The organism is Nitrospirota bacterium, assembly GCA_016219645.1.
In the GTDB taxonomy this organism is placed as follows: Bacteria; Nitrospirota; Nitrospiria; order Nitrospirales; family Nitrospiraceae; genus Palsa-1315.
Map to the genome: position 1 here is coordinate 19,558 of JACRLR010000004.1, position 19,177 is coordinate 38,734.

The 19,177-nt window shown below is 58.1% G+C and carries 15 protein-coding genes; 10 read left to right on the forward strand and 5 right to left on the reverse strand.

Annotated features, from left to right (window positions below; genetic code table 11):
* Nucleotides 1-6: 6 nt before the first annotated feature.
* The 3 genes from HZB34_00150 to HZB34_00160 are packed head-to-tail and all read right to left on the reverse strand — an operon-like array spanning nucleotide 7 to nucleotide 2,061.
* Entirely contained in the window at nucleotides 7-360 is a 354-nt protein-coding gene (locus HZB34_00150) for a VOC family protein (GenBank protein MBI5314363.1), read from the reverse strand.
* Nucleotides 361-410: 50 nt separating this feature from the next.
* Nucleotides 411-1,346 carry a SufD family Fe-S cluster assembly protein gene (locus tag HZB34_00155; GenBank protein MBI5314364.1) on the reverse strand — a complete coding sequence of 312 codons (936 nt, stop codon included), beginning with the start codon at nucleotides 1,344-1,346 and terminating at the stop codon, nucleotides 411-413.
* On the reverse strand, nucleotides 1,333-2,061 hold the full coding sequence (locus HZB34_00160) for an ABC transporter ATP-binding protein (protein MBI5314365.1): 729 nt from the start codon (nucleotides 2,059-2,061) through the stop codon (nucleotides 1,333-1,335). Before HZB34_00160 ends, HZB34_00155 begins: the two co-directional genes overlap by 14 nt.
* Nucleotides 2,062-2,319: 258 nt before the next feature.
* On the opposite strand from HZB34_00160, the gene HZB34_00165 reads away from it, so the two are divergent.
* The gene (locus HZB34_00165; protein MBI5314366.1) at nucleotides 2,320-2,871 is read left to right on the forward strand and encodes a hypothetical protein; all 552 of its coding nucleotides are present in this window, start codon (nucleotides 2,320-2,322) and stop codon (nucleotides 2,869-2,871) included.
* A 98-nt stretch (nucleotides 2,872-2,969) separates the two neighbouring features.
* The gene (locus tag HZB34_00170) at nucleotides 2,970-4,166 is read left to right on the forward strand and encodes a saccharopine dehydrogenase NADP-binding domain-containing protein (GenBank protein ID MBI5314367.1); all 1,197 of its coding nucleotides are present in this window, start codon (nucleotides 2,970-2,972) and stop codon (nucleotides 4,164-4,166) included.
* A 371-nt stretch (nucleotides 4,167-4,537) separates the two neighbouring features.
* Here the strand turns inward: HZB34_00170 and HZB34_00175 are convergent, their stop codons facing one another.
* Nucleotides 4,538-5,023 carry a deacylase gene (locus HZB34_00175; GenBank protein MBI5314368.1) on the reverse strand — a complete coding sequence of 162 codons (486 nt, stop codon included), beginning with the start codon at nucleotides 5,021-5,023 and terminating at the stop codon, nucleotides 4,538-4,540.
* A 424-nt stretch (nucleotides 5,024-5,447) separates the two neighbouring features.
* On the opposite strand from HZB34_00175, the gene HZB34_00180 reads away from it, so the two are divergent.
* From HZB34_00180 to HZB34_00205, 6 genes are all read left to right on the forward strand, one after another.
* Nucleotides 5,448-6,251, forward strand: a complete 804-nt coding sequence (locus HZB34_00180; GenBank protein MBI5314369.1) for a hypothetical protein — start codon at nucleotides 5,448-5,450, stop codon at nucleotides 6,249-6,251.
* 170 nt (nucleotides 6,252-6,421) lie between these two features.
* The gene (locus HZB34_00185; protein ID MBI5314370.1) at nucleotides 6,422-7,639 is read left to right on the forward strand and encodes an efflux RND transporter periplasmic adaptor subunit; all 1,218 of its coding nucleotides are present in this window, start codon (nucleotides 6,422-6,424) and stop codon (nucleotides 7,637-7,639) included.
* Nucleotides 7,636-10,767 carry an efflux RND transporter permease subunit gene (locus tag HZB34_00190; protein MBI5314371.1) on the forward strand — a complete coding sequence of 1,044 codons (3,132 nt, stop codon included), beginning with the start codon at nucleotides 7,636-7,638 and terminating at the stop codon, nucleotides 10,765-10,767. The genes HZB34_00185 and HZB34_00190 overlap by 4 nt, the downstream gene beginning before the upstream one ends.
* 376 nt (nucleotides 10,768-11,143) lie before the next feature.
* On the forward strand, nucleotides 11,144-11,404 hold the full coding sequence (locus HZB34_00195) for a DUF202 domain-containing protein (protein ID MBI5314372.1): 261 nt from the start codon (nucleotides 11,144-11,146) through the stop codon (nucleotides 11,402-11,404).
* Nucleotides 11,405-11,489: 85 nt separating this feature from the next.
* Entirely contained in the window at nucleotides 11,490-11,852 is a 363-nt protein-coding gene (locus tag HZB34_00200) for a cytochrome c (GenBank protein ID MBI5314373.1), read from the forward strand.
* A gap of 544 nt (nucleotides 11,853-12,396) precedes the next feature.
* Nucleotides 12,397-13,671 (forward strand): SUMF1/EgtB/PvdO family nonheme iron enzyme, encoded by a 1,275-nt coding sequence (locus HZB34_00205; GenBank protein MBI5314374.1) that lies wholly within the window; start codon nucleotides 12,397-12,399, stop codon nucleotides 13,669-13,671.
* A gap of 550 nt (nucleotides 13,672-14,221) precedes the next feature.
* On the opposite strand, the gene HZB34_00210 is transcribed toward HZB34_00205, so the two are convergent.
* On the reverse strand, nucleotides 14,222-16,006 hold the full coding sequence (locus HZB34_00210) for a glycoside hydrolase family 15 protein (GenBank protein ID MBI5314375.1): 1,785 nt from the start codon (nucleotides 16,004-16,006) through the stop codon (nucleotides 14,222-14,224).
* A 53-nt stretch (nucleotides 16,007-16,059) separates the two neighbouring features.
* On the opposite strand from HZB34_00210, the gene HZB34_00215 reads away from it, so the two are divergent.
* Together HZB34_00215 and otsB are read left to right on the forward strand one after the other, a co-directional pair.
* On the forward strand, nucleotides 16,060-18,309 hold the full coding sequence (locus HZB34_00215; protein MBI5314376.1) for a trehalose-6-phosphate synthase: 2,250 nt from the start codon (nucleotides 16,060-16,062) through the stop codon (nucleotides 18,307-18,309).
* Nucleotides 18,306-19,133 carry a trehalose-phosphatase gene (gene otsB / locus HZB34_00220; protein MBI5314377.1) on the forward strand — a complete coding sequence of 276 codons (828 nt, stop codon included), beginning with the start codon at nucleotides 18,306-18,308 and terminating at the stop codon, nucleotides 19,131-19,133. The genes HZB34_00215 and otsB overlap by 4 nt, the downstream gene beginning before the upstream one ends.
* Nucleotides 19,134-19,177: the final 44 nt, after the last annotated feature.

Here is a 19,177-nt window from a genome sequence, read left to right on the forward strand (position 1 = left end):
AGGCGCTTACGCATGCCGCTTGTGAATCGTAATGTGATTTCCGTCCGGATCCTCGATCACTGCCATCCGGCAGACGGGTGTGTCGAACGCCTCCGTGACAAAGGCCACAGCCCGTTCCTTCATCTTGTGCACAAAGGCGTCGAGGTCTGATACCTCAAAGGCTACGACGGCTCCCTTTGCTCCGGGAGTATGGCCCATCTCCATCATCGTGATGGCGAAGGTCGAATCGCCGATGTCGTATTCCACCCAAACGTCTTGATAGTGATAGCTCACGTGCAAGCCAAGCACATGTTCATAGAAGGCTCGAGCCCGCTCCATGTTGGAGACCGGATAGACAGTGAAGGCAATCGAAGTAATCATCGTACCTCCTTGCAACCTCATTCTCTCTGAAGTTTCGATGTGGCTCGAACTCACCGCAGTATCCCGCTCACGATGAGTTCGACGGCCTGTTCAGGGCTGAGGCCCCGCGCCATCAAGGTTTCGAGTTCTTTCTTATCCACACTGCCGATGGCCGCTTCGTGCGTGACCTTCGCCTCAGGATGAAAGACCCTCACGATGGGAATCGCGCTGGCCTGGGCCTGGCCCTGAACGATCTCCATGCAATCGACATGGCCTCGGGCGCCTTTGGCATAGGCTTCGGTGATGCCGGTGATGTCGGCTTGCGCCTGGCCCTCCAGCACGACACGGGTCTTGATGAGGCTGCGTGACCGCTCCCCCCGGAGCATCACCGCTTCTTTGAGCGAGATATGGTCGGTCTTGTGCGCAAAGATTTTTGCGCTGAGCTCGCCGATGCCCTCTTCCTCCACTTCGACAAGATAGTCGATGTCGAGGTTCCCCACGGAGCCGGAGAGCAACGAGAAGTCTGAAAAATAGCGGGCGCCTTTGCCGATCTTGATCGTCGCGTGGGGCATGACCTGCATGCCGCCATGGGGGCCGTGGTAGTGGCCTTCTGTGTAGGTCAGCGATGCGCCAGGTCCAATCTCCATGATTGCCTGCATCCGATGTTCCGCCGCTTGCGCGAAGGGGAAGAGACAGTGGGACAGCACCCGCGCCTGCGCTCCTTCCAGTATGTGCACGTCGATCTTGATCTGCTGCTTTCCGGTGGGGTGAGCCAGGCCGAAACACATGTGGATCGGCTGGGCGATCTGCGCGCCTGCTTCCACGATCACTTTTCCCACAATGGCGTCCGGTGTTTCCTCCAAATCCACCAGGAGGCCTGGAACGGTCCGATGGCTGAGGATGCGATGTCCGTGCGCCACGATATGCGCAATGCTCGTATCGTCGAGGATGGCCGGTTCAGCTCCGACCATCGGCAAGGTCCGTCTCAGCTCATCAAGGTCGGACATAGTCACACACCTGTCCATCACAACGGACGCAGGTCCGCCCGCGGAAATGATCGACGGCTTCGTGCGGACTGCCGGAGAAAATGATGCGCCCGGCGCAAAGCTGCGAGGCCCGGTCGGCGATGAGCGCAACCTCTTCCTGGTGCGTGATCAAGAGGACCGACCCTCCGGCTGTTTTCAGGGCGCGGATGATGTCGATAATGTGATTGATCGAGAGCATGTCGATCCCAGCCGACGGCTCATCGAGGATGGCCAGCTTCGGCTTCATGGACAAGACTGAGGCCAATTCGATTCGATGGCGTTCCCCTCCGCTCAAGGCCTTATCCACTCGCCGACTCAGGTAGCGATCCGGAGCGAGGCCGACTTGTCTCAGCGCCGGTTCAGGATCGCAGTCCGGATTGCCCAGATTCAGGTACTCGCGAACCGTGACACCTTCAAACCGTGCCGGCTCCTGCCATGCGAGGGTCAGGCCCAACCTGGCCCGTTCATGCATCTTGAGGGGGAGAAGGTCTGTGCCATCGAACAGAACGGTTCCGGCACCAGGCGTATAGCCCTCGCAGCCCATGAGGACATAGGCGAGAGTCGTTTTGCCAGAGCCGTTGGCTCCGAGGAGCGCATGGATCTCACCCGGTTGGATCGCCAGATCAAGCCGGTCGAGAATCGCATGGCGATCCACCTCGAAGGTGAGATTGCTGATATCGAGTAGTGGATGAGGCATGGTCACACAACGATCCGCTTCAATCGCGCTGCATCAGCCGTGCCTGTAGGAACGCAGCGAATGTCGGGGCAAAGAAGGGCTATGGCAGATAGTAAGCGTAGCGTTTTGCGGCAGAGAGACAGCGTCACGTGGGGAGTTAGGCGTCATCCTGTTGACCTTGGGCCCAGTGGGAAAGAGACGAAGAGAGCTGCCGGCTTGAATCATCGAGGGTTTCCCACTCTTACAGCGATGGCATCACCATTGCGTCACGCTACGATCATGAGGCGAAGAGGCGCGCTCAAGATCATCCTGATCCTGGCAGGAATGCTGATCCTGACCCCATGCCGACCGCCGGCTCCTGCCGCCGCAGCTGTGGAATTCGCACCGGGAGTGGGGGCGGATGCAGATCTGCCGGTCATCAAGGAGTTGGTGGCAGCGTTCAATGAGGCCGAAGCGGCGGTCAAGAAGGCCGATCTCGATGCCCTCATGAAGTTCTACGCCACGACCTACAACTATCATGGATTGAAAAGGTCGGACGTGCGCCGAGTATGGGAGGAAGTCTTCATGCATTATGAGAATGTCAGCTCATCCCATGTCTTCACCGAGCTGGAACTAGTCCGGGCCGACGGTGTCAGAAAAGCCTATGTGACCTGTACCGGATGGCTCAACGGGACGGAGAAGCGGACAGGAAAGCCCGTTACTATTGACAGTTGGGTGCGTGAGGTACACTACCTCGTTAAAGAGGAAGGGGCCTGGCGGTTCCTTGGAAATGCCGGAGGGACACCCCCCTCGGCTCCACCAGCAAGTGCTCCCCATCATCCTCTCTTCTGAGATCGGCGGATGGTGCGAAGGGGGCGGGCCATCCCGATGCGCACAAGTGACAAGGCAAGGTGCGCTATCCTAAGAGGCGGGGAACGAGAAAGTGTGGAATGGCCGTCAAGGCTGCCGGTGATTTATGGTACAGTCTCGACCTCATGAGGGTGTTTATTCTTGGCGTCGGGGCGATGGGATCGTTGCTCACCAAACTCCTGCTTCGCCAGGGCCATCAAGTATTGTGCGGCGACCGCGATCTCGTCCGTGCCCGTGCCTTTCTCGGTGAGCATTCGACTCTGCTGATTCAACAGGTCAATGCTCGAAACTCGCACAGCATTGTGAAGGCAGCGAAGGGCTGCCATCTCCTGGTGAACGCCTGTCCCGCTGTGTTCAACAAGACAATCCTGCGTGCAGCTCTCCGGTTACGTTCCCACTACATCGATACGGCATCCCGCCTCACTCAGAGTCCCTTTCGGCCTGAGCAGTATCGGTTCGACCGTCTGTTTCGGGAGAAGAAGCGGCTGGCGTTGATTCATGCCGGCGTTGCGCCAGGTCTCACGAACCTCTTAGCCATGCAGGCGGCAGTCGAACTCGACAGCATTGAAAGGGTTCAGGTGCGGCTCTTTGAAGAGACGGCGAGCGACAATCCGGTCTCACAATGGTCTGCAGTTGATTCGTTCGACGAGGCGGTCTCGCGGCCGCGCATCTACCGAAACGGGCGTTTCGAATTCGGAGAGCGCTTCGGCGCCCGGGAAATGTTCCGTTTTCCCGCGCCGATCGGGCAAGTCGGCGTGTTGTTGGCCGCCCAGGACGAGGTTGTCACGATTCCGCGTGTGCTCAGCGTGCGAGAGATGGATGCCAAGATCGGCGGGATCGACATGGAACGACTGCGTCGCTGGTATCGCCAAGGGAAGCTGAATCGATCCCGTGGGCTGGTCGCAGCCCGATTTCCTGCCACGCCGACGCCTCGTGCGATGTCGAAATTGGTGCGGCGCGGCGTCTTAAGAAACGAACGGTTCGCGGCGGCAGTATTGGTCTATGGGCGCAAGCGGACTGGCTACTTCATGATCCGGTGGGACGCGCTGTTCCCTTCTCTCTTCGACCTGCGCCAACGCGGGCACACCTGTTCGCCGGTAGCCTGGAGCGCGGCACATCTCACCGCCCTTTTTGTGAAGCACATGCCGAGAGAACTCGCCGGCGTCTATGTTCCGGAAGCCTTGCCGATTGCGGTACGCCGAAGCATTCTGCGTGCCGTTCGTTCAAGCGACATCCGCCTCACGCGGAAAGTGACGCGCCTGAACCTAGCTTGCTGACCGACCTTCTTCTGGGATGACCTGGATGAGCCCCCACTGCGCGCGTCCACTCGTGGTACTCCCCATTCCCATACCAACCAAGCAAGGGAGTGAGGAGCTTTTGACTGCGGCCGTCGAGCGAGGCTCATTCACTTCTCGAAACTTCTCCTTAAAAGGGAGTGGCCAAGGCTGCCCTTTACTGCGCGCATCGAACGAGCACTTTCTGAATGTGCGCGTTCTGCGAGCAAGAAGGGCACCTGGCCGCTCCCTTCTCATCCTTCGGAGGGCGCGCGCTCCGGGAGCAAAGAAAACTCCTCACTCCCTTGCGCCACACTTTCTGAGACCGCGCGTGGCGCGAGCACAGGGGACTCACCAGGCCATCCCTCTCCCTGCTAGCTCTCGATCTTTGACGGTTCATGATGAAACGCGGCAATTTTCGGGCGAACGAGATCGGCAAAGTCCTTGTACCGTAGTTTGATCGCGCCGACATAGGTCCCGGCTTCAAACACAATGGACTCGTCTTCCGTCAGGAGCTGATCCACATACACTTCTATGCCATAGAGATTGCCGAATGGTGGCATCGCTCCCACTTGGCAATCGGGGAACAGGTTCGCGCATTCGGCTTCTGTCGCTAACCGGACGTCGCGGGCTTCCAATACATCCCGCAATCGTTTCAGATCCACGCGCCAGGTGGAAGGCAACACGGTCATGATGAAATAGTTGTCGGCTTTCACGACGACGACTTTGGCGACGAGGTCTCCCGACACATCCAGCGTCTGGGCCACATCGTGCGCGGTATAGGCCTTCGCGTGGCTGACCAGTTCATAGGGAATTTTGTTCGCGTCCAGATAACTCTGGAGTCGTTTCAGGATCGGCATGGCCACCTCCCTCGATCAACAGAGATAGACGAATGCATTGTTTCTATACGAAGATGATTAAGCAAGGGGAGTGCCATGCGTGATTGGCGCAAATGCTTGCGACAATCCAAGAAGAACAGAGGGGTTAGCGTGAACGAGCGAGCAGCAAAGATATGCACCGCCCCGGTTCACGTGGCATTATGGGGCAATGGTATCTGCCCTCTGCCCTGAAATGCCACGAAACTGGCGCAATCCTGTGTCATCGTCCAGGCTGGGAACTTGCCGACGTGTCGAAGGGGTCTCGGCCGGACCTTTAGAATGAGACAGGGGGGCGGGGGGATGAGTCTGGTCTCGTTCATTTCCAGTGGGGGCGTTACGAGATTCTCAGTTGCGAAATTGACCTATGCGACAGGATCAAGGATCGTGCGATGACGAAACAGAAGTAATGATGAAACAACTTGCCTTCACCCTTGTCGTCCTCCACCTGCTACTGACGGGCTGTATCGTCACCTACCGGGATTTTCCCAACGCAACGAGAGACTCTCTTTCCACGGATCACGTAACCCAGCCTCTTTTCTATCATGTCGAACCAGTTGACGAAGCTCAGAAGGAATATGGGAATCGCTGGCTTAGCGCATTGTCCATGATCTTCGTACCAGGCTACTATCCTGCTCAGTCTCAAATTGATCCATTTGGACAGCCTGGGTATGGTGCGGTGGGGCGCACCCTCGCAGCCAGCGGGATGTTTTCAGACCTAAATGAGATGCAGCAGCCGCCAAAAGCCGGTTTGTTTTTCAAAGTGCAATTTGAACCTATTCCGCCATCGACGGTGGTGCAATACTTCCTCGAGTCACAATTACAGTTCATCAACCTGGGAATCCTTGCCTTAATCCCAGCATTGACCCTTCTCCCGTACTACACCGACGAGGGGGGCACAACCGGTATCTATAGCCTGTACCAGGATAGCCGATTGCTCAAAGCCTATCGGTACCCCATTCGCAAAAAGGGGGCAGGCTGGATCGGTTTGCTGCCGTTTGCCTGGATCAACTATTTCACAACAGATTTGGCGGAGGCTGTCGAGGGAGCCACGATGCAATTTCTCATCGATGCGCAACGCGATGGTTGTTTTGTTGGTTCGTCTGATTGTGCGTCTTCTAACGTGGTCCCGAAGGCTTTTCGAAGCTTGCCTCAGCTTGATAGGAGTGGGAGCGTCGGGGAGCCAATTCAAGAATTGTTTCAACGGTATTGAAGTGAGATCCTTTCCCCGCTAATCATGCTTGGTTCTTGTTTGGTCGCTGTAGCATTTCGCCACGGTCCTTCATTGCGAACGTGGCAAAAGGCTCCTGGACCGCCTATTTCTCCCTTGAAATCGCGAGTGTTCCGTGGCACACGTCATGCTGGCTCCTTTAAGAGAATCTTATGACTATGAGGGCAAAAGCTTTCAAAATCGAACGCTTCACCTTTCAAGAACGCTGCTGGGCCGTTCTCCTCATCGTCTTCTTAGGCGTCGGATTTGTCGCTTGCGAGAGAACTCCCGACCAAGCATCTGAGACCCCAAAGGCCGTTGTGGCCGAGAAGTCAGGTCTGATCCATCTCACGTCCGAGGAGCTCGCGCGAACGACGATCGAGTTCGCGCCGGTTGCTCGTGGGGCGTTGCTGGTACCGAGGCAATACACCGCCACAGTTCAACCCAACCAGAATGAACTGGCTGATGTGACGGCCCTCATCAGGGGCCGGGTGGTGAAGGTCTATGTGGATGTCGGCCAGGACGTGAAGAAGGATGCCTTGCTGGCCCTGCTGCACAGTACCGATCTTGGTGTGGCGGAGGGGGCCTACCTGAAGGCTGTTGCAAAACTGCACGAAGCGGAACTGGCGTACAAGCGAGCCAGAGACCTGCAAGAACAGAAGGTGGTGAGTCTGGCTGAATTGCAGCGCCGCGAGGCTACAATGAAAACGGCGCGGGCCGAGGCCCGCGAAATGTCGAATCGCCTCGAATTATTCGGGGTTCCCAAGGAGGAGATCGAGCGGCTGGATCGCGAGCAAACGATCAAGGCCGACGTCCTGCTGCGTGCGCCGTTCGACGGCCGCGTCATCATGCGCAATATCACGCGAGGCGAAGTGGTCGAAACTCAGCAGAAGCTCTTCACCGTCGCGGACCTTTCTGATCTGTGGGTGGTTGGAAATGTGCCGGAAAAGGACGTGCAGTTCATCCGCAAGGACCAGAAGGTCGAGGTGATTGTGTCCGCCTATCCCCATGGCATCTTTCCGGGCACGATCACCTACGTCGGTGATGTACTCGACCCTGCTACCCGCACGATGCGTTTGCGGGTGACGGTGCCGAATCCCGATCTGTTGTTGAAGCCGGAAATGTTCGCCCTCGTTCTCGTCTATGTGGCAGAAACCCCGGATGCGCTGACCGTTCCGCTCGCGGCAGTCCAAAACGGCCCGACCGGTAAGATCGTGTTTGTTCAACGGGGGGTGAACGACTTCGAAGTGCGAACGGTCAAACTAGGAAGCGAGCAGGGAGAGGTCGTGACGGTGCTGGATGGCGTGAGCGCCGGCGACCGGGTCGTGACCGAGGGATCGTTCGTCCTCAAGTCCGAAATGGAACGCCATAAGATCGAGCCGACACCATGATTGCGACTCTTGTGGAGTTCTCGCTGCGGCAGCGGATCCTGGTCCTTGGCCTGGCCAGCCTGTTGTCCCTCGTTGGCGTCTTCGCCTTCCAGTCTATCCCGATCGACGCCTACCCCGACGTGACGAACATCCAGGTGCAGGTGCTGACCGAGGCGCCGGGACTCTCGCCGGTCGAAGTCGAGCGGTTCATCACCTATCCACTCGAACTTCAAATGACAGGTCTGCCGGGTTTGGCGGAGATCCGATCCCTTTCCAAGTTCGCCCTGTCCCAGATCACGGTCGTGTTCAACGACGACGTGGATATCTACTTCGCCCGGCAGTTGGTCCTCGAACGGATCATGGCGGCGAAGGAGCGCTTACCGGAGGGGCTCGAACCAGTGATGGCTCCCGTCACGACGGGGCTGGGCGAGGTCTATCACTATTATGTGGAAGGGCCCCATGCGACGGCGACTGATCCGAAGGTCGTCGAGGAGGAGTTGACGGATCAGCGCACGATGCAGGACTGGGTCCTGCGCCCGTTGCTCAAGAGCGTGCCCGGTGTGATCGATGTGAACGGCATGGGCGGGTTCGTCAAACAGTATCAAGTCCTGGTCGATCCGGCCAAGCTCCGAAAGTTTGACCTGACGCTCCACAATATCTACGAGGCAGTGGCGAAGAACAATGCCAACGTCGGGGGCAATGTACTGGAACGGTATGCGGAACGTTCGATCGTCCGCGGCCTGGGCCTCATCAAAAGCGTGAACGATATCGAGTCTATCATCGTGAAGGAGTCGGGCGGCACGCCGGTCTTTGTTCGTGATGTCGCGGAAGTCCTCATCGGCCATGCCGTTCGCCATGGCGCAGTGGTCCTCAACGGGGAGCGGGAGGTCGTGATCGGAACCGTGCTGATGATTCGCGGAGGCAATGCCCGTCAGGTGGTCGAGGCGGTCAAGAACAAGGTGGACGATCTGCAGCAGAATCACATCCTCCCGGCAGGCACGAAGATCCTGCCCTTCTACGATCGCATCGAATTAGTGACGGCGGCGATCAATACGGTGCGGGACGCGTTGATCGAAGGGATCGTGCTGGTGGTCTTCGTCTTTTTTTTCTTCCTGGGCCATGTGCGCAGTGCCATCGTCGTGACGGCTTCGCTCATCATCACTCCCCTGATCACGTTCATCGCAATGCAACGGCTGGGGCTTTCGGCCAATTTGATGACGCTCGGCGGACTGGCTATCGCCATCGGCGAGATTGCGGACGGATCACTGGTTGTGGTGGAAAACGTCTATCGTCATCTGGCAGAGAGCCAAGGTCCGCAGCGGAAGAGTAAAGTTGAGGTGATCCTCCAGGCGACGAAAGAAGTAGGACGGCCGATTCTCTTCGGCATTCTGATCATCAGCGTCGTCTTCCTGCCGCTCATGACGCTCCAGGGCATGGAAGGGAAGATGTTCGCGCCGCTGGCCTACACGTTGGTGATCGCGCTCCTGGCCTCGGTCGTGGTCACGTTGACCCTGTCGCCGGTCCTCGCGTCGTTGCTCTTGCGCGGAGACCATCCGGAGGAAACGCGCCTCACGCGATGGATGAAACAGCGTTATGTGCCGGTGTTGCAATGGACGCTCAGGCATCGCAGTCTTGTCCTGACCGGTTCGACGGCGATCGTGCTCTGCAGCCTCGCTCTCGTTCCATTCGTGGGACGGGAATTCATTCCACTGCTTGAGGAAGGAGCCCTGACTCCTCAAGTCGTGAGGCTGCCGAGTGTGTCGCTGGCTGAGTCCATCGAGATGGAGAAGCAAACCCACAAAGTCATGTTGGAGTTTCCCGAAGTGAAGATGGCCGTGAGCAGGATCGGTCGGGCCGAGATTCCCTACCATCCGGAGGATCTGTATGAGAGCGACCCGATCGTCTCATTGCATGACCGCAGTACATGGAAAACGGCGAAGACTCAACCGGGGTTGACCGATGCGATCCGCAAGAAACTCGCAGAGGTTCCAGGTATTTCCGTGCTGATGAGTCAGCCGATTCAGGAACGGGTGGACGAGCTGATCTCCGGCGTCAGGACTGAATGCGCTATCAAACTGTTCGGAGAGGATCTTGATGTGCTCCGTGATAAGGCAACGGAGATTGCCGCCTTGATGCAGCAGATCAAGGGCGTCAAAGATATCAAGGTCGAACAGATCGCCGGGCAGCCCTACCTCGTCATCGACATCGATCGGCAGAAGATCGCCCGCTATGGCATCAACGTGGCCGACGTGCAGGAGATCATCACCACCGCCATCGGAGGCAAGGCGGCGACCCATGTGTACGAAGGCGAGCGGCGATTTCAATTGACGCTGCGGTTTCCTGAGACGCAACGCAACAGCATCGGCAGCATCGGGGAGATCAGGGTGAAGTCGGCTTCAGGCGCCCTGATCCCGATGAGCGAACTCGCCACGATCGAGATGCGCGAGGGCCCGGCCCGCATCAGCCGCGAGCAAGTGAAGCGCCGCATTTACGTCGGCTTTAATGTCGTCGGGCGGGATATCGGCAGTATTGTGGATGAAGGCCGGAAGAAGCTGGAGCAACAGTTACGCCTGCCGGAAGGGTACAGTATAACCTGGGGCGGGGCCTTCGAGAACATGGAGAGGGCGAACGAACGGCTGTTGATCGTGGTGCCGATCACGCTCGGGCTTGTGTTCTTCCTGCTTTTCTGGGCGTTTCACTCGCTCCGCTACGCGACCTTGATCATGATGAATCTTCCCTTCGCCTTGATCGGGGGCGTCGTGGCTTTGTGGTTGAGCGGACAATACCTGAGTGTGCCGGCTTCGATCGGATTCATAGAATTGTTTGGCCTCGCGGTCGGGAACGGGATTGTGCTGGTTTCTTATATCAACCAGCTGCGTAATGAAGGAACACAGATGGATCAGGCTATCGTTACCGGTTGCATTCTCCGCCTCCGTCCGGTTGTCATGACGATGATGACGACTCTGCTGGGCCTGTTGCCGTTGGTACTGGCGCAGGGGATCGGGGCCGAAGTCCAGCGACCACTCGCGACAGTCGTCATCGGTGGGCTTTTCACATCGACGGCACTCACGCTGGTGGTCTTGCCGGCCTTATATCGTTGGTTCGCAGAGAAAGAAGCGGGAAAGGAGTATGCGCCGGAATGGGTGTAAGAGTGGAACGACACTCGTGGTGATCCTGTGCTCCCGGAGCGCGCACGATCGGAATGTGCTCGCTCGACGGCCGCAGTAGGACCACCACGAGTGCCATTCCACAATGGGAATGGCGAGCGAGCTTGGAGGGGGGAGAGGAGGGCAGTCTGGTCGTCCTCCTGCTCGCGGAACGCGCACGATCGGAATGTGCTCGTTCGACGCGCGCAATCGAGGATCGACCAGGCCACCCTCCCAGAAGAGAAACAAGCGAGCTTGGAGGAGAAGAAGCTAAAGCAAGCTTGAGATGAGGGAGCGGCTGAGGTCTGGCTCCGCTGTACATCTGTTGAGCTTCACCATTTGATGGAGTATCGTTCCGGCGAGAAATCGGAGGCCTTCTATGCCTGAGCGGTCTGACACTATTGTGCGGGATCGGCTGGCTCGGCAACGGACTGCGTTGGCCAACGAGCGCACGTTGCTGTCGTACATCAGAACTGCGTTGGGGTTTTTTGCCGTTGGAATTCCGGCTGTGTGGTGGCTGGAGGGGGTCGGATTTCAAGCGCTGGGTGTGGTCTCGCTGGTCACGGGCGTGTTGTTCCTGGGAGTCGGGGTTTGGCGATTCGTGACCATCAAAGCGGGGATCGATCGACAACCGGAATAGCAATCTGGAGGCTCGATCGGTCCAATCGAAGTTAGGGCTTCGATTGTCTGCAGTCGGCAGGGTACATCGAACGGGAGGAGATGTTATGAAGCGAAGCCGGATGCTGAAGATGGCAATGGTGGGGCTTGTGAGCGGCCTTCTGTTAGGAACTGTGGTGCAAGGACGAGCCGAACCCAAGCTGCAAAACGGCGATGTGGCGCGGGGCAAGGCTCTGTTTGTCAGGCACTGCACCGGTTGTCATGGGCCTGAGGGCGGAGGGGATGGGTACAGCTTTCTTCGTGGACCGGATCCGGCTAATCTCACATCGCCATCGACCAGAAAGACATCCGATGCTGACCTGCTTAAGGCCATCCATGACGGCAAACCGAATATGCCGCCTTGGAAGACCCGTCTCTCGGAGAAAGAGAGCCGGGACGTGCTCGCCTATGTACGGACCCTCGCGAGGTGAAGGATGGGCAGGGTGGCCTGGTTGTCCTCCTGCTCGCGGAACAGAGGAGGGGATGGAGCCTGATGATCTTCTGTGCTCGCGCAACGCGCGGCCTCAGAAGGGGAGGCGCAAGGGAGTAAGGAGCTTTCTTTGCTCCCGGAGCGCGCGCCCTCCGAAGGGCCTCGCTCGACGGCCGCAGTCAAAAGCTCCTCACCCCCTTGCTTGGTTGGCATTGAAAGGGGGCAGGGAAACAAGTGGCCGCGCGCAGTGGAAGATCAATCAGCCCCCATCCCTAAGGAGATAACGAGCAAGCTTGGAGGGAGCATACATATCGTCCGATGCGCGCAATCGAGGATCGACCAGGCCACCCTGAAAAGAGAGCAGCACGCAAGCTTGGAAGGAGCATTATAGCGGTTGTTCGACAGGTATAAGGGGGGGGGGCTGTTGAGCCCATGACCCCTTCCTCGATTTCTGATAAGCTCGCCAGGCTTGTCATGGCGTTTGGCCTGCTCCGGCATACGAGGCTGAATTCACGGTGGAATCACAATCGGGAGGAGAGCTTCTTATGAGACAGATGGTGGGAATGCTGGCTGTGTTGTGTCTCTTCATTTGTCCGGGGATGGTTGCGCCACCCATGGCCGCTTATGCAGCTAGTCCTGGCGAGAAAGAGTTTGCCAAAGGGGGGGATCTGCTGAAGCAAAAACAGTATGCAGAAGCGCGCGCGGCGCTGGAAGCCGGCATGACAAAAGATCCGACGAATGTGCAGGCGCATTTCAACCTGGCCGAGGCCTGTCGAGGATTAAAAGCATGGACCTGCGCGGAAGAACATTACGAGACTGCATTGGACCTGGATGCCAAGTCCGTGGCGGTTGGGTCTACAAAGCCACGTTTACACAAAGCGACGGTGTGGCGTTCACTGGACGAAGTGACGGCATGGCGGTTGCTGGACGAGGCGAAAGGTCTGATGGCAGGCGGGAAAACTTCCTCCGACAAGATGAAACAGGCCGAGGCTGCCCTGGACAGCGCCAACGAGCTCGGTCTCAACAAGGAGCAGCAGGCCTTCTACCAACAGCTGCAGACAAGACTTCCACGGCAGCGATCGGTCGCCTTATCGGGCATGCAGAAACCAGAGGGATCGGCGGGAGGGGTCGGGCAACAGGATGCGCCAATGGCGCTCGTTCCAGCAGGGGAGTTCACGATGGGAAGTAATATGGCCGACGACGAAAAACCGGTGCATCAGATCTACCTCAACGCGTTTTACATGGACAAGTACGAAGTGACGGTAGGACAGTATGCCAAGTATCTGGAAGTGACTGACATGGATGAGCCGCCGGACTGGAGTATCATGAATCAACCCCAACATCAGAAGCGCCCGGTGGTCAACGTGGATTGGGAGGACGCGGTCAAGTTCTGCAAATGGGCCGGCAAACGATTGCCGACGGAAGCGGAGTGGGAGAAGGCGGCGCGGGGGACGGATGGGCGCATCTATCCCTGGGGCAACGAAGCGCCCACGCGGCTGCACGCGAATTACGGCAGAAAGGAATGGAACAACCATCTGTCGCTGGTCCCGGTGGGGTCGTTCGAAGAGGGCAAGAGTCCCTATGGCATCTATGACATGGCCGGAAATGCCTGGGAATGGGTCAGCGACTGGTATGACTATGAGTATTATCAGAACAGCCCGCGGCGGAACCCGATAGGGCCGACAGCTGGTGATTCTAAGGGTGTGCGGGGCGGTTCCTGGCTGTACATTTCCGAGTTCCTGCGTTCCGCGCACCGATTCGCTGCCCAGCCGACGAACCGGTATTTCGGCTACGGGTTCCGTTGCGCGAAGACTCCATAGGCCTTAGCGCTTGGTTTCTTGCCTAACAGGCTGCTTATAAAGTCCGCCAGCAGGGGGCGGATGGCCACGTGAGCTCCCTGTACTCGCGCAACGCGCCCGGGCTCGTCTGTCTGGTTGGCTGGTCTTTCTGGTCCGTCTGGTTCTTCCGGATGAATCTCCGGTCCGACCAACCAGATAGACGAGATAGACCAGATGAACCAGCATTCGTCGGACGCGCGCAGTGGAAAATCAATCAGCCCCCATCCCTAAAGAGATAACGAGCAAGCTTGGAAGGACTATTTTAAGTTGCTTGCTGCGGCCTTATTGGACGGGCTTTTTGAGCATCCTGCCCGCAATTTCTCTGTTGTCCTAGATGTGCGGGCCATTGAATTTTCACCGTGGCTCAATAGTTTCTCCACAGCCTGCTAGGTTCGTTTCATTGCTCCACACCTGAGTCGCATTCCTGCTGCATGGAAGAAGGGGCTGCGCCTACTTTTTCCATTAGTCCGACATGGACCATCCGACTGAGGCCGGCGGCTGGATATCATGCAGTGCAATCGGCCAGGATAGGTCAGAGCACGTCACTCCAGGGAGGACTGACGGCAAAGGCGGCGTTGATGAGCCCGACATGAGAGTAGGCTTGCGGAAAATTGCCGCATTGGATCTTTGTGGCGGGGATGAAATGCTCGGAGAATAATCCGACATGATTGGCAGCAACCAGTACTCGATCGAGGATCGTCCTGGCCTCAGGCATCCGTCCCAACCGGGCGAGCGCTTGCGCGATCCAGAAGGAGCAGATGACGAAGGCTCCTTCCGGTTTCCCGAAGTCGTCTTCGCGCACGTAACGGTAGAAAAAGCCGGTGTCGTCGCTTCCATGTCGAAGGGCGAGTTCCCGGGTGATCTGGAGCACCGTAGACTCGCCGAGTTGCCGATTCGGATACCCCAAGATGGGGAGTTGGGCAAGGGCGGCGTCATAGCTGAAGTCGGACGGGCCGTTCCGGACCGCACCGTCATGCACGGAACGGAGCAAGGCCTCGGCCGCACGGATTCGGGCGCTGGTCAGGTCCAACGAGATCGAACCGAGATGCCCGGTTTGTTTGATGCGCTCCAATCGCTCGAGACCGGCCCAGGACATCAAGTTGGTAAAGGAATGTTCCTGCCAGCCGTTGCGGATCTCCCAGAGGCCGGCGTCCGGCTGGCCGATGCTGCGTATGCACAAGTTTGCCAAATGAGCCAGGAGTGCGTCGAGGTCTTTGCTGCGCAGATCGACAAACCGTTCGTCGAAGAAGATCGGAGTGAAGGTCAGAATCATCTCACCGTAGGCATCGTTCTGCACGTGCTCGGCGGCTTGGTTGTGGCTCCGGACCGGCGCATTGCCCTGATAGCCGGACCAATTCGGATGAACCGTCTCCGGCAGAGGCAGTCCCTGGCTGAGCGTGTACACTGGTCGGAGCCGATCGCGGGAATGTTCGTGGCTATGGGCAATATTCAACAGGAATTTAAGGAAGGCCTCCATTTCCTCGAAGTGGCCTAGATTATGAAATGCCGTGAGCGCAAAATAGGCATCGCGCAACCAGCAATAGCGGTAGTCCCAGTTGCGACTTCCGCCCGGCTGCTCCGGAAGGCTCGTCGTCAAGGCTGCCAGTATGGCGCCGGTGTCCTCGTAGCAGTGGAGCTTCAAGGCCAGAGCCGAGCGAATGACTTCCTGTTGATGCAGCAGCGGGACCGAGCAGTTTTTGACCCAGATACGCCAGTAGCGCGTCGTCTGTTCCAGAAACTCGTGCGTCACCTTCACGAGGTCATCCTCGATGCCGAGACCCCACGTGAGGCCGAAGTAGAACTTCTGCGTCAGTGCGACCGGGGTTTCTTCGGTGAGATAGGTCAACGGCATGTTGGTCAGGAGGCGGAGCGATTCACTGCGGATGTCGTAGCGGATGTGATTGCTGCCTCGCACGGGGTGGACGGGAGTCTTGTCCCAGCCCGAGACCGGCCGGCAGCTGACGCGAATGGCCGGCGTGCCCTTCAGCGGTTCGACCAATCGAAACAAGGCTGCAGGTCGATAGAGGCGCCCGTATTGTTCGAATCGCGGGCAGAAGTCGGTGATCTGGAAGACATCGCCGTTGGCCAATGTTATGGTGGTCAGTAGAATGTTCGTGTTCGGAAGATAGCCTTGTGCGGTGGTCAGTTCGCTGGAAGGGGCAAGGCTCGAAATGGAGAAATGCCCTCCATCAGGATCGAGGAGCCGGCCGAAGACAGGCGGGCTGTCCGGTCGCGGCGCGCAGAGCCATTCGACAGCGCCGTTTGATCCGATGAGCGCCGAGGTTTGGCAATTGCCGATGAGGCCGTAAGGATACATGGCAGTACTCTAGGCGATTTTGTCTTCGATGTAAATGAAATGAGAGGTGGACTATGCGCTTATCGCTACGGTTCCTGCTGCCGCTGGCCCTGGTGCTGGCCGTCCTGGCGTATCTGGTCATTCCCCTCGTCGATACCCTGACGCTGAAATGGTTTGTTCGGGATATCGAAATCCGGTCGAAGCTGATCGGCAGCATGGTCGAAGGCCCTCTTGTGGAGCTCTTGACAGCCGACTCCAAGGTCAAGGTGCTGAATTACTTGCATCGGATCATTCAGGACGAACGGCTCTACGCCGTCGGGTTCTGCGACCATGATGGCAAGTTGGCGTACAAAACCTTGACCTACCCTGATTCGATTCAGTGCGGCGGCGCCGACACGATCAAAGCCGGCCAGACCGCCCGGTTGCAGCTCGCCCGAGGAGCTGTCCACGTTGCGGCTGTGGAAATCGAAGGAAGCGGCCGTACGCTCGGGCGCCTCATGCTCGTCCACGACATGAGCTGGGTCGAACGCAGAAGCAGCGATACAAAGTGGTATCTGTTCTACCTCTTTGTGATCATCGGCGCAGTGATTTCCCTTGTCACGGTCCTGGTTGCGCACCTGAGTTGGCTCGGATGGGTCTCCGGGGTGCGCGCCATGCTTCGCGGCGAGGGGCTGGTTGCCTTGATAGGGAACCAACAGCCCGATGCCGAGCTGCATCCGGTTGCCCAGGATCTTCGCGCCCTTATTCATGATCTCGAGGCGGATAAACGCATGAGGGACGAGAGCCAGATGAGCTGGACGCCGGCGACATTGAAGACCATTCTTCATGAACATCTCGCCGGCGACGAAGTACTCATCGTGTCGAACCGCGAGCCCTACATCCATAATTGGAACAACCAGCAGATCGATGTCCAGGTCCCTGCTAGTGGGGTAGTCACCGCTCTGGAACCGATTATGCGGGCCTGCTCAGGTGTGTGGATCGCGCACGGCAGCGGCAGCGCCGATCGCGAGGTGGTCGACGCCCACAACCATGTCCGCGTCCCGCCAGACAATCCTGCCTACGAGATCAGGCGGATCTGGATGTCGCAGGAGGAAGAAGACGGCTACTACTACGGCTTTGCCAACGAAGGGCTCTGGCCGCTCTGTCATTTGGCCCACGTTCGCCCCATCTTTCGATCCTCGGACTGGAAACAGTACAAGGAGATCAACGGGCGGTTTGCATCGGCCATCATCGAGGAAGCCAAGACCGACAACCCGGTCGTGCTCGTGCAAGATTACCATTTCGCACTGATCCCCAAGCTCGTGCGGGATCAACTGCCTCACGCCACGATCATCACGTTTTGGCACATCCCCTGGCCCAATCCGGAGCGCTATGCCATTTGCCCCTGGTATCGGGAGATTCTCGAAGGGCTCTTGGGAAGCAGCATTCTCGGATTTCACACGCGATTCCATTGCAGCAACTTTATCGAGACGGTGGATCGCTCGCTGGAATCGAAGATTGATCGGGATAGCTCCATGATTTCCTATCAAGGCAAACTCACGGCGGTGAATCATTACCCGATTTCGATCGCGTGGCCCGATCGAGAGAAGTCACAACCGCCGTCTGAAGCCGAATGCCGGACCCGCATCCGCGCGATCAACGGCCTGCCCCACGCGCATCGCGTGGGGGTCGGTGTCGAGCGACTGGACTATACCAAGGGCATTCTCGAGCGGTTCCTCGCCGTCGAACGGCTTTTGGAGCTGCAGCCGGAGTGGATCGGAAGATTTTCGTTCGTGCAAATCGCGGCCCCCAGCCGTGCGAAAATCGATGAGTATCAACAGCTCACCCAGCAAGTGCTCGCGTCGGCCGAACGCATCAACCGGCGATTCGGGCGAGAGGGCTATCGACCCATTCATCTACGAATCGAACATCACGAGTCGCAGGCCGTCACCACGTATTATCGAGGGGCTGACTTCTGCATCGTCAGCAGCCTGCACGACGGGATGAATCTGGTCGCGAAGGAATTCGTCGCGGCACGGGAAGACGAGCAAGGCGTGCTGATCCTCAGTCAGTTCACCGGCGCTGCGACAGAGCTGCCGGAGGCACTGCTGATCAACCCGTACAACATCGATCAATGTGCAGCTGCCATGCACCTGGCTTTGACAATGCCGCCGACCGAGCAGCGGACCAGGATGCGCAGCATGCGCGGGATCGTGCAGGAATTCAACGTGTATCGCTGGGCCGGGCGTATGCTGATGGATGCCGCCCGCATGCGACAGCGGGCGCGCATTGTCCGCCAAACGGGAGCGCGAGACGCACCGACGACCATGGGAGACCAGGCATGAGGTATGTGTTATCTGAGGAGGGGCGCCGAGCGTTGCGCACCCTCACGACCCGCTCCATTCTGTATGCCTTCGATTTTGACGGCACACTGGCAGGGATTTCGCCGGATCGCGGCGCCGTCAAGTTGTCGAAGCCCATCCACGAATGGTTGAGTGAACTTGCCAGGCGGGTTCCCTGCGCCATTGTGTCGGGGCGTGCCCTCAGCGATTTGATGCCGAGGGTAAACGGCGCCGTGCCGTATCTCATCGGGAACCACGGTTTGGAGAGTCCACTCACCCCCCCTGCCGCGCTGAGTGTTGCGGAGAACGTCTGTCATGCGTGGATGAAGTATGTGGACATCGACCTCGCCCAATCACTCAAGGTTGCCGGCGTAGAGGTTGAGAATAAGCGATACTCGCTCACCTTTCATTACCGGAGGGCTGACGAATCGGCCGGTATGAGCAGGAGGTTACTGCAATTGTGCCGGCAGCTCACGCCGGCACCCCACTGTATTATCGGTAAAGCATCGGTGAACCTGCTCCCCCCGGGAAGCACAGGGAAGGGGGAGGCGGCATTGGCCCTCATGATCCACCTGCGGCAATCCGGTCTGTTGTTCGTCGGTGACGATGTGACGGATGAGCAAGTGTTCGGACTCACAAAAGGGCTGGCCATGGGGATTCGTGTCGGAAAACACGCCGATTCTCGGGCGAAGTTTTATCTCAAGCATCAAGGAGAGATCGAGGATATCATCCGGTTTCTCATCCATCGCATCGACCGGACACCGGAGTCCGCCGGGCCTGACGATCAACGAGCGGTACAGGGACGACTGGAGGGAAGCTGCCCATGAACAATAGCCTGTTCATCACAGAACTATCGTTGTGCCGGATATTC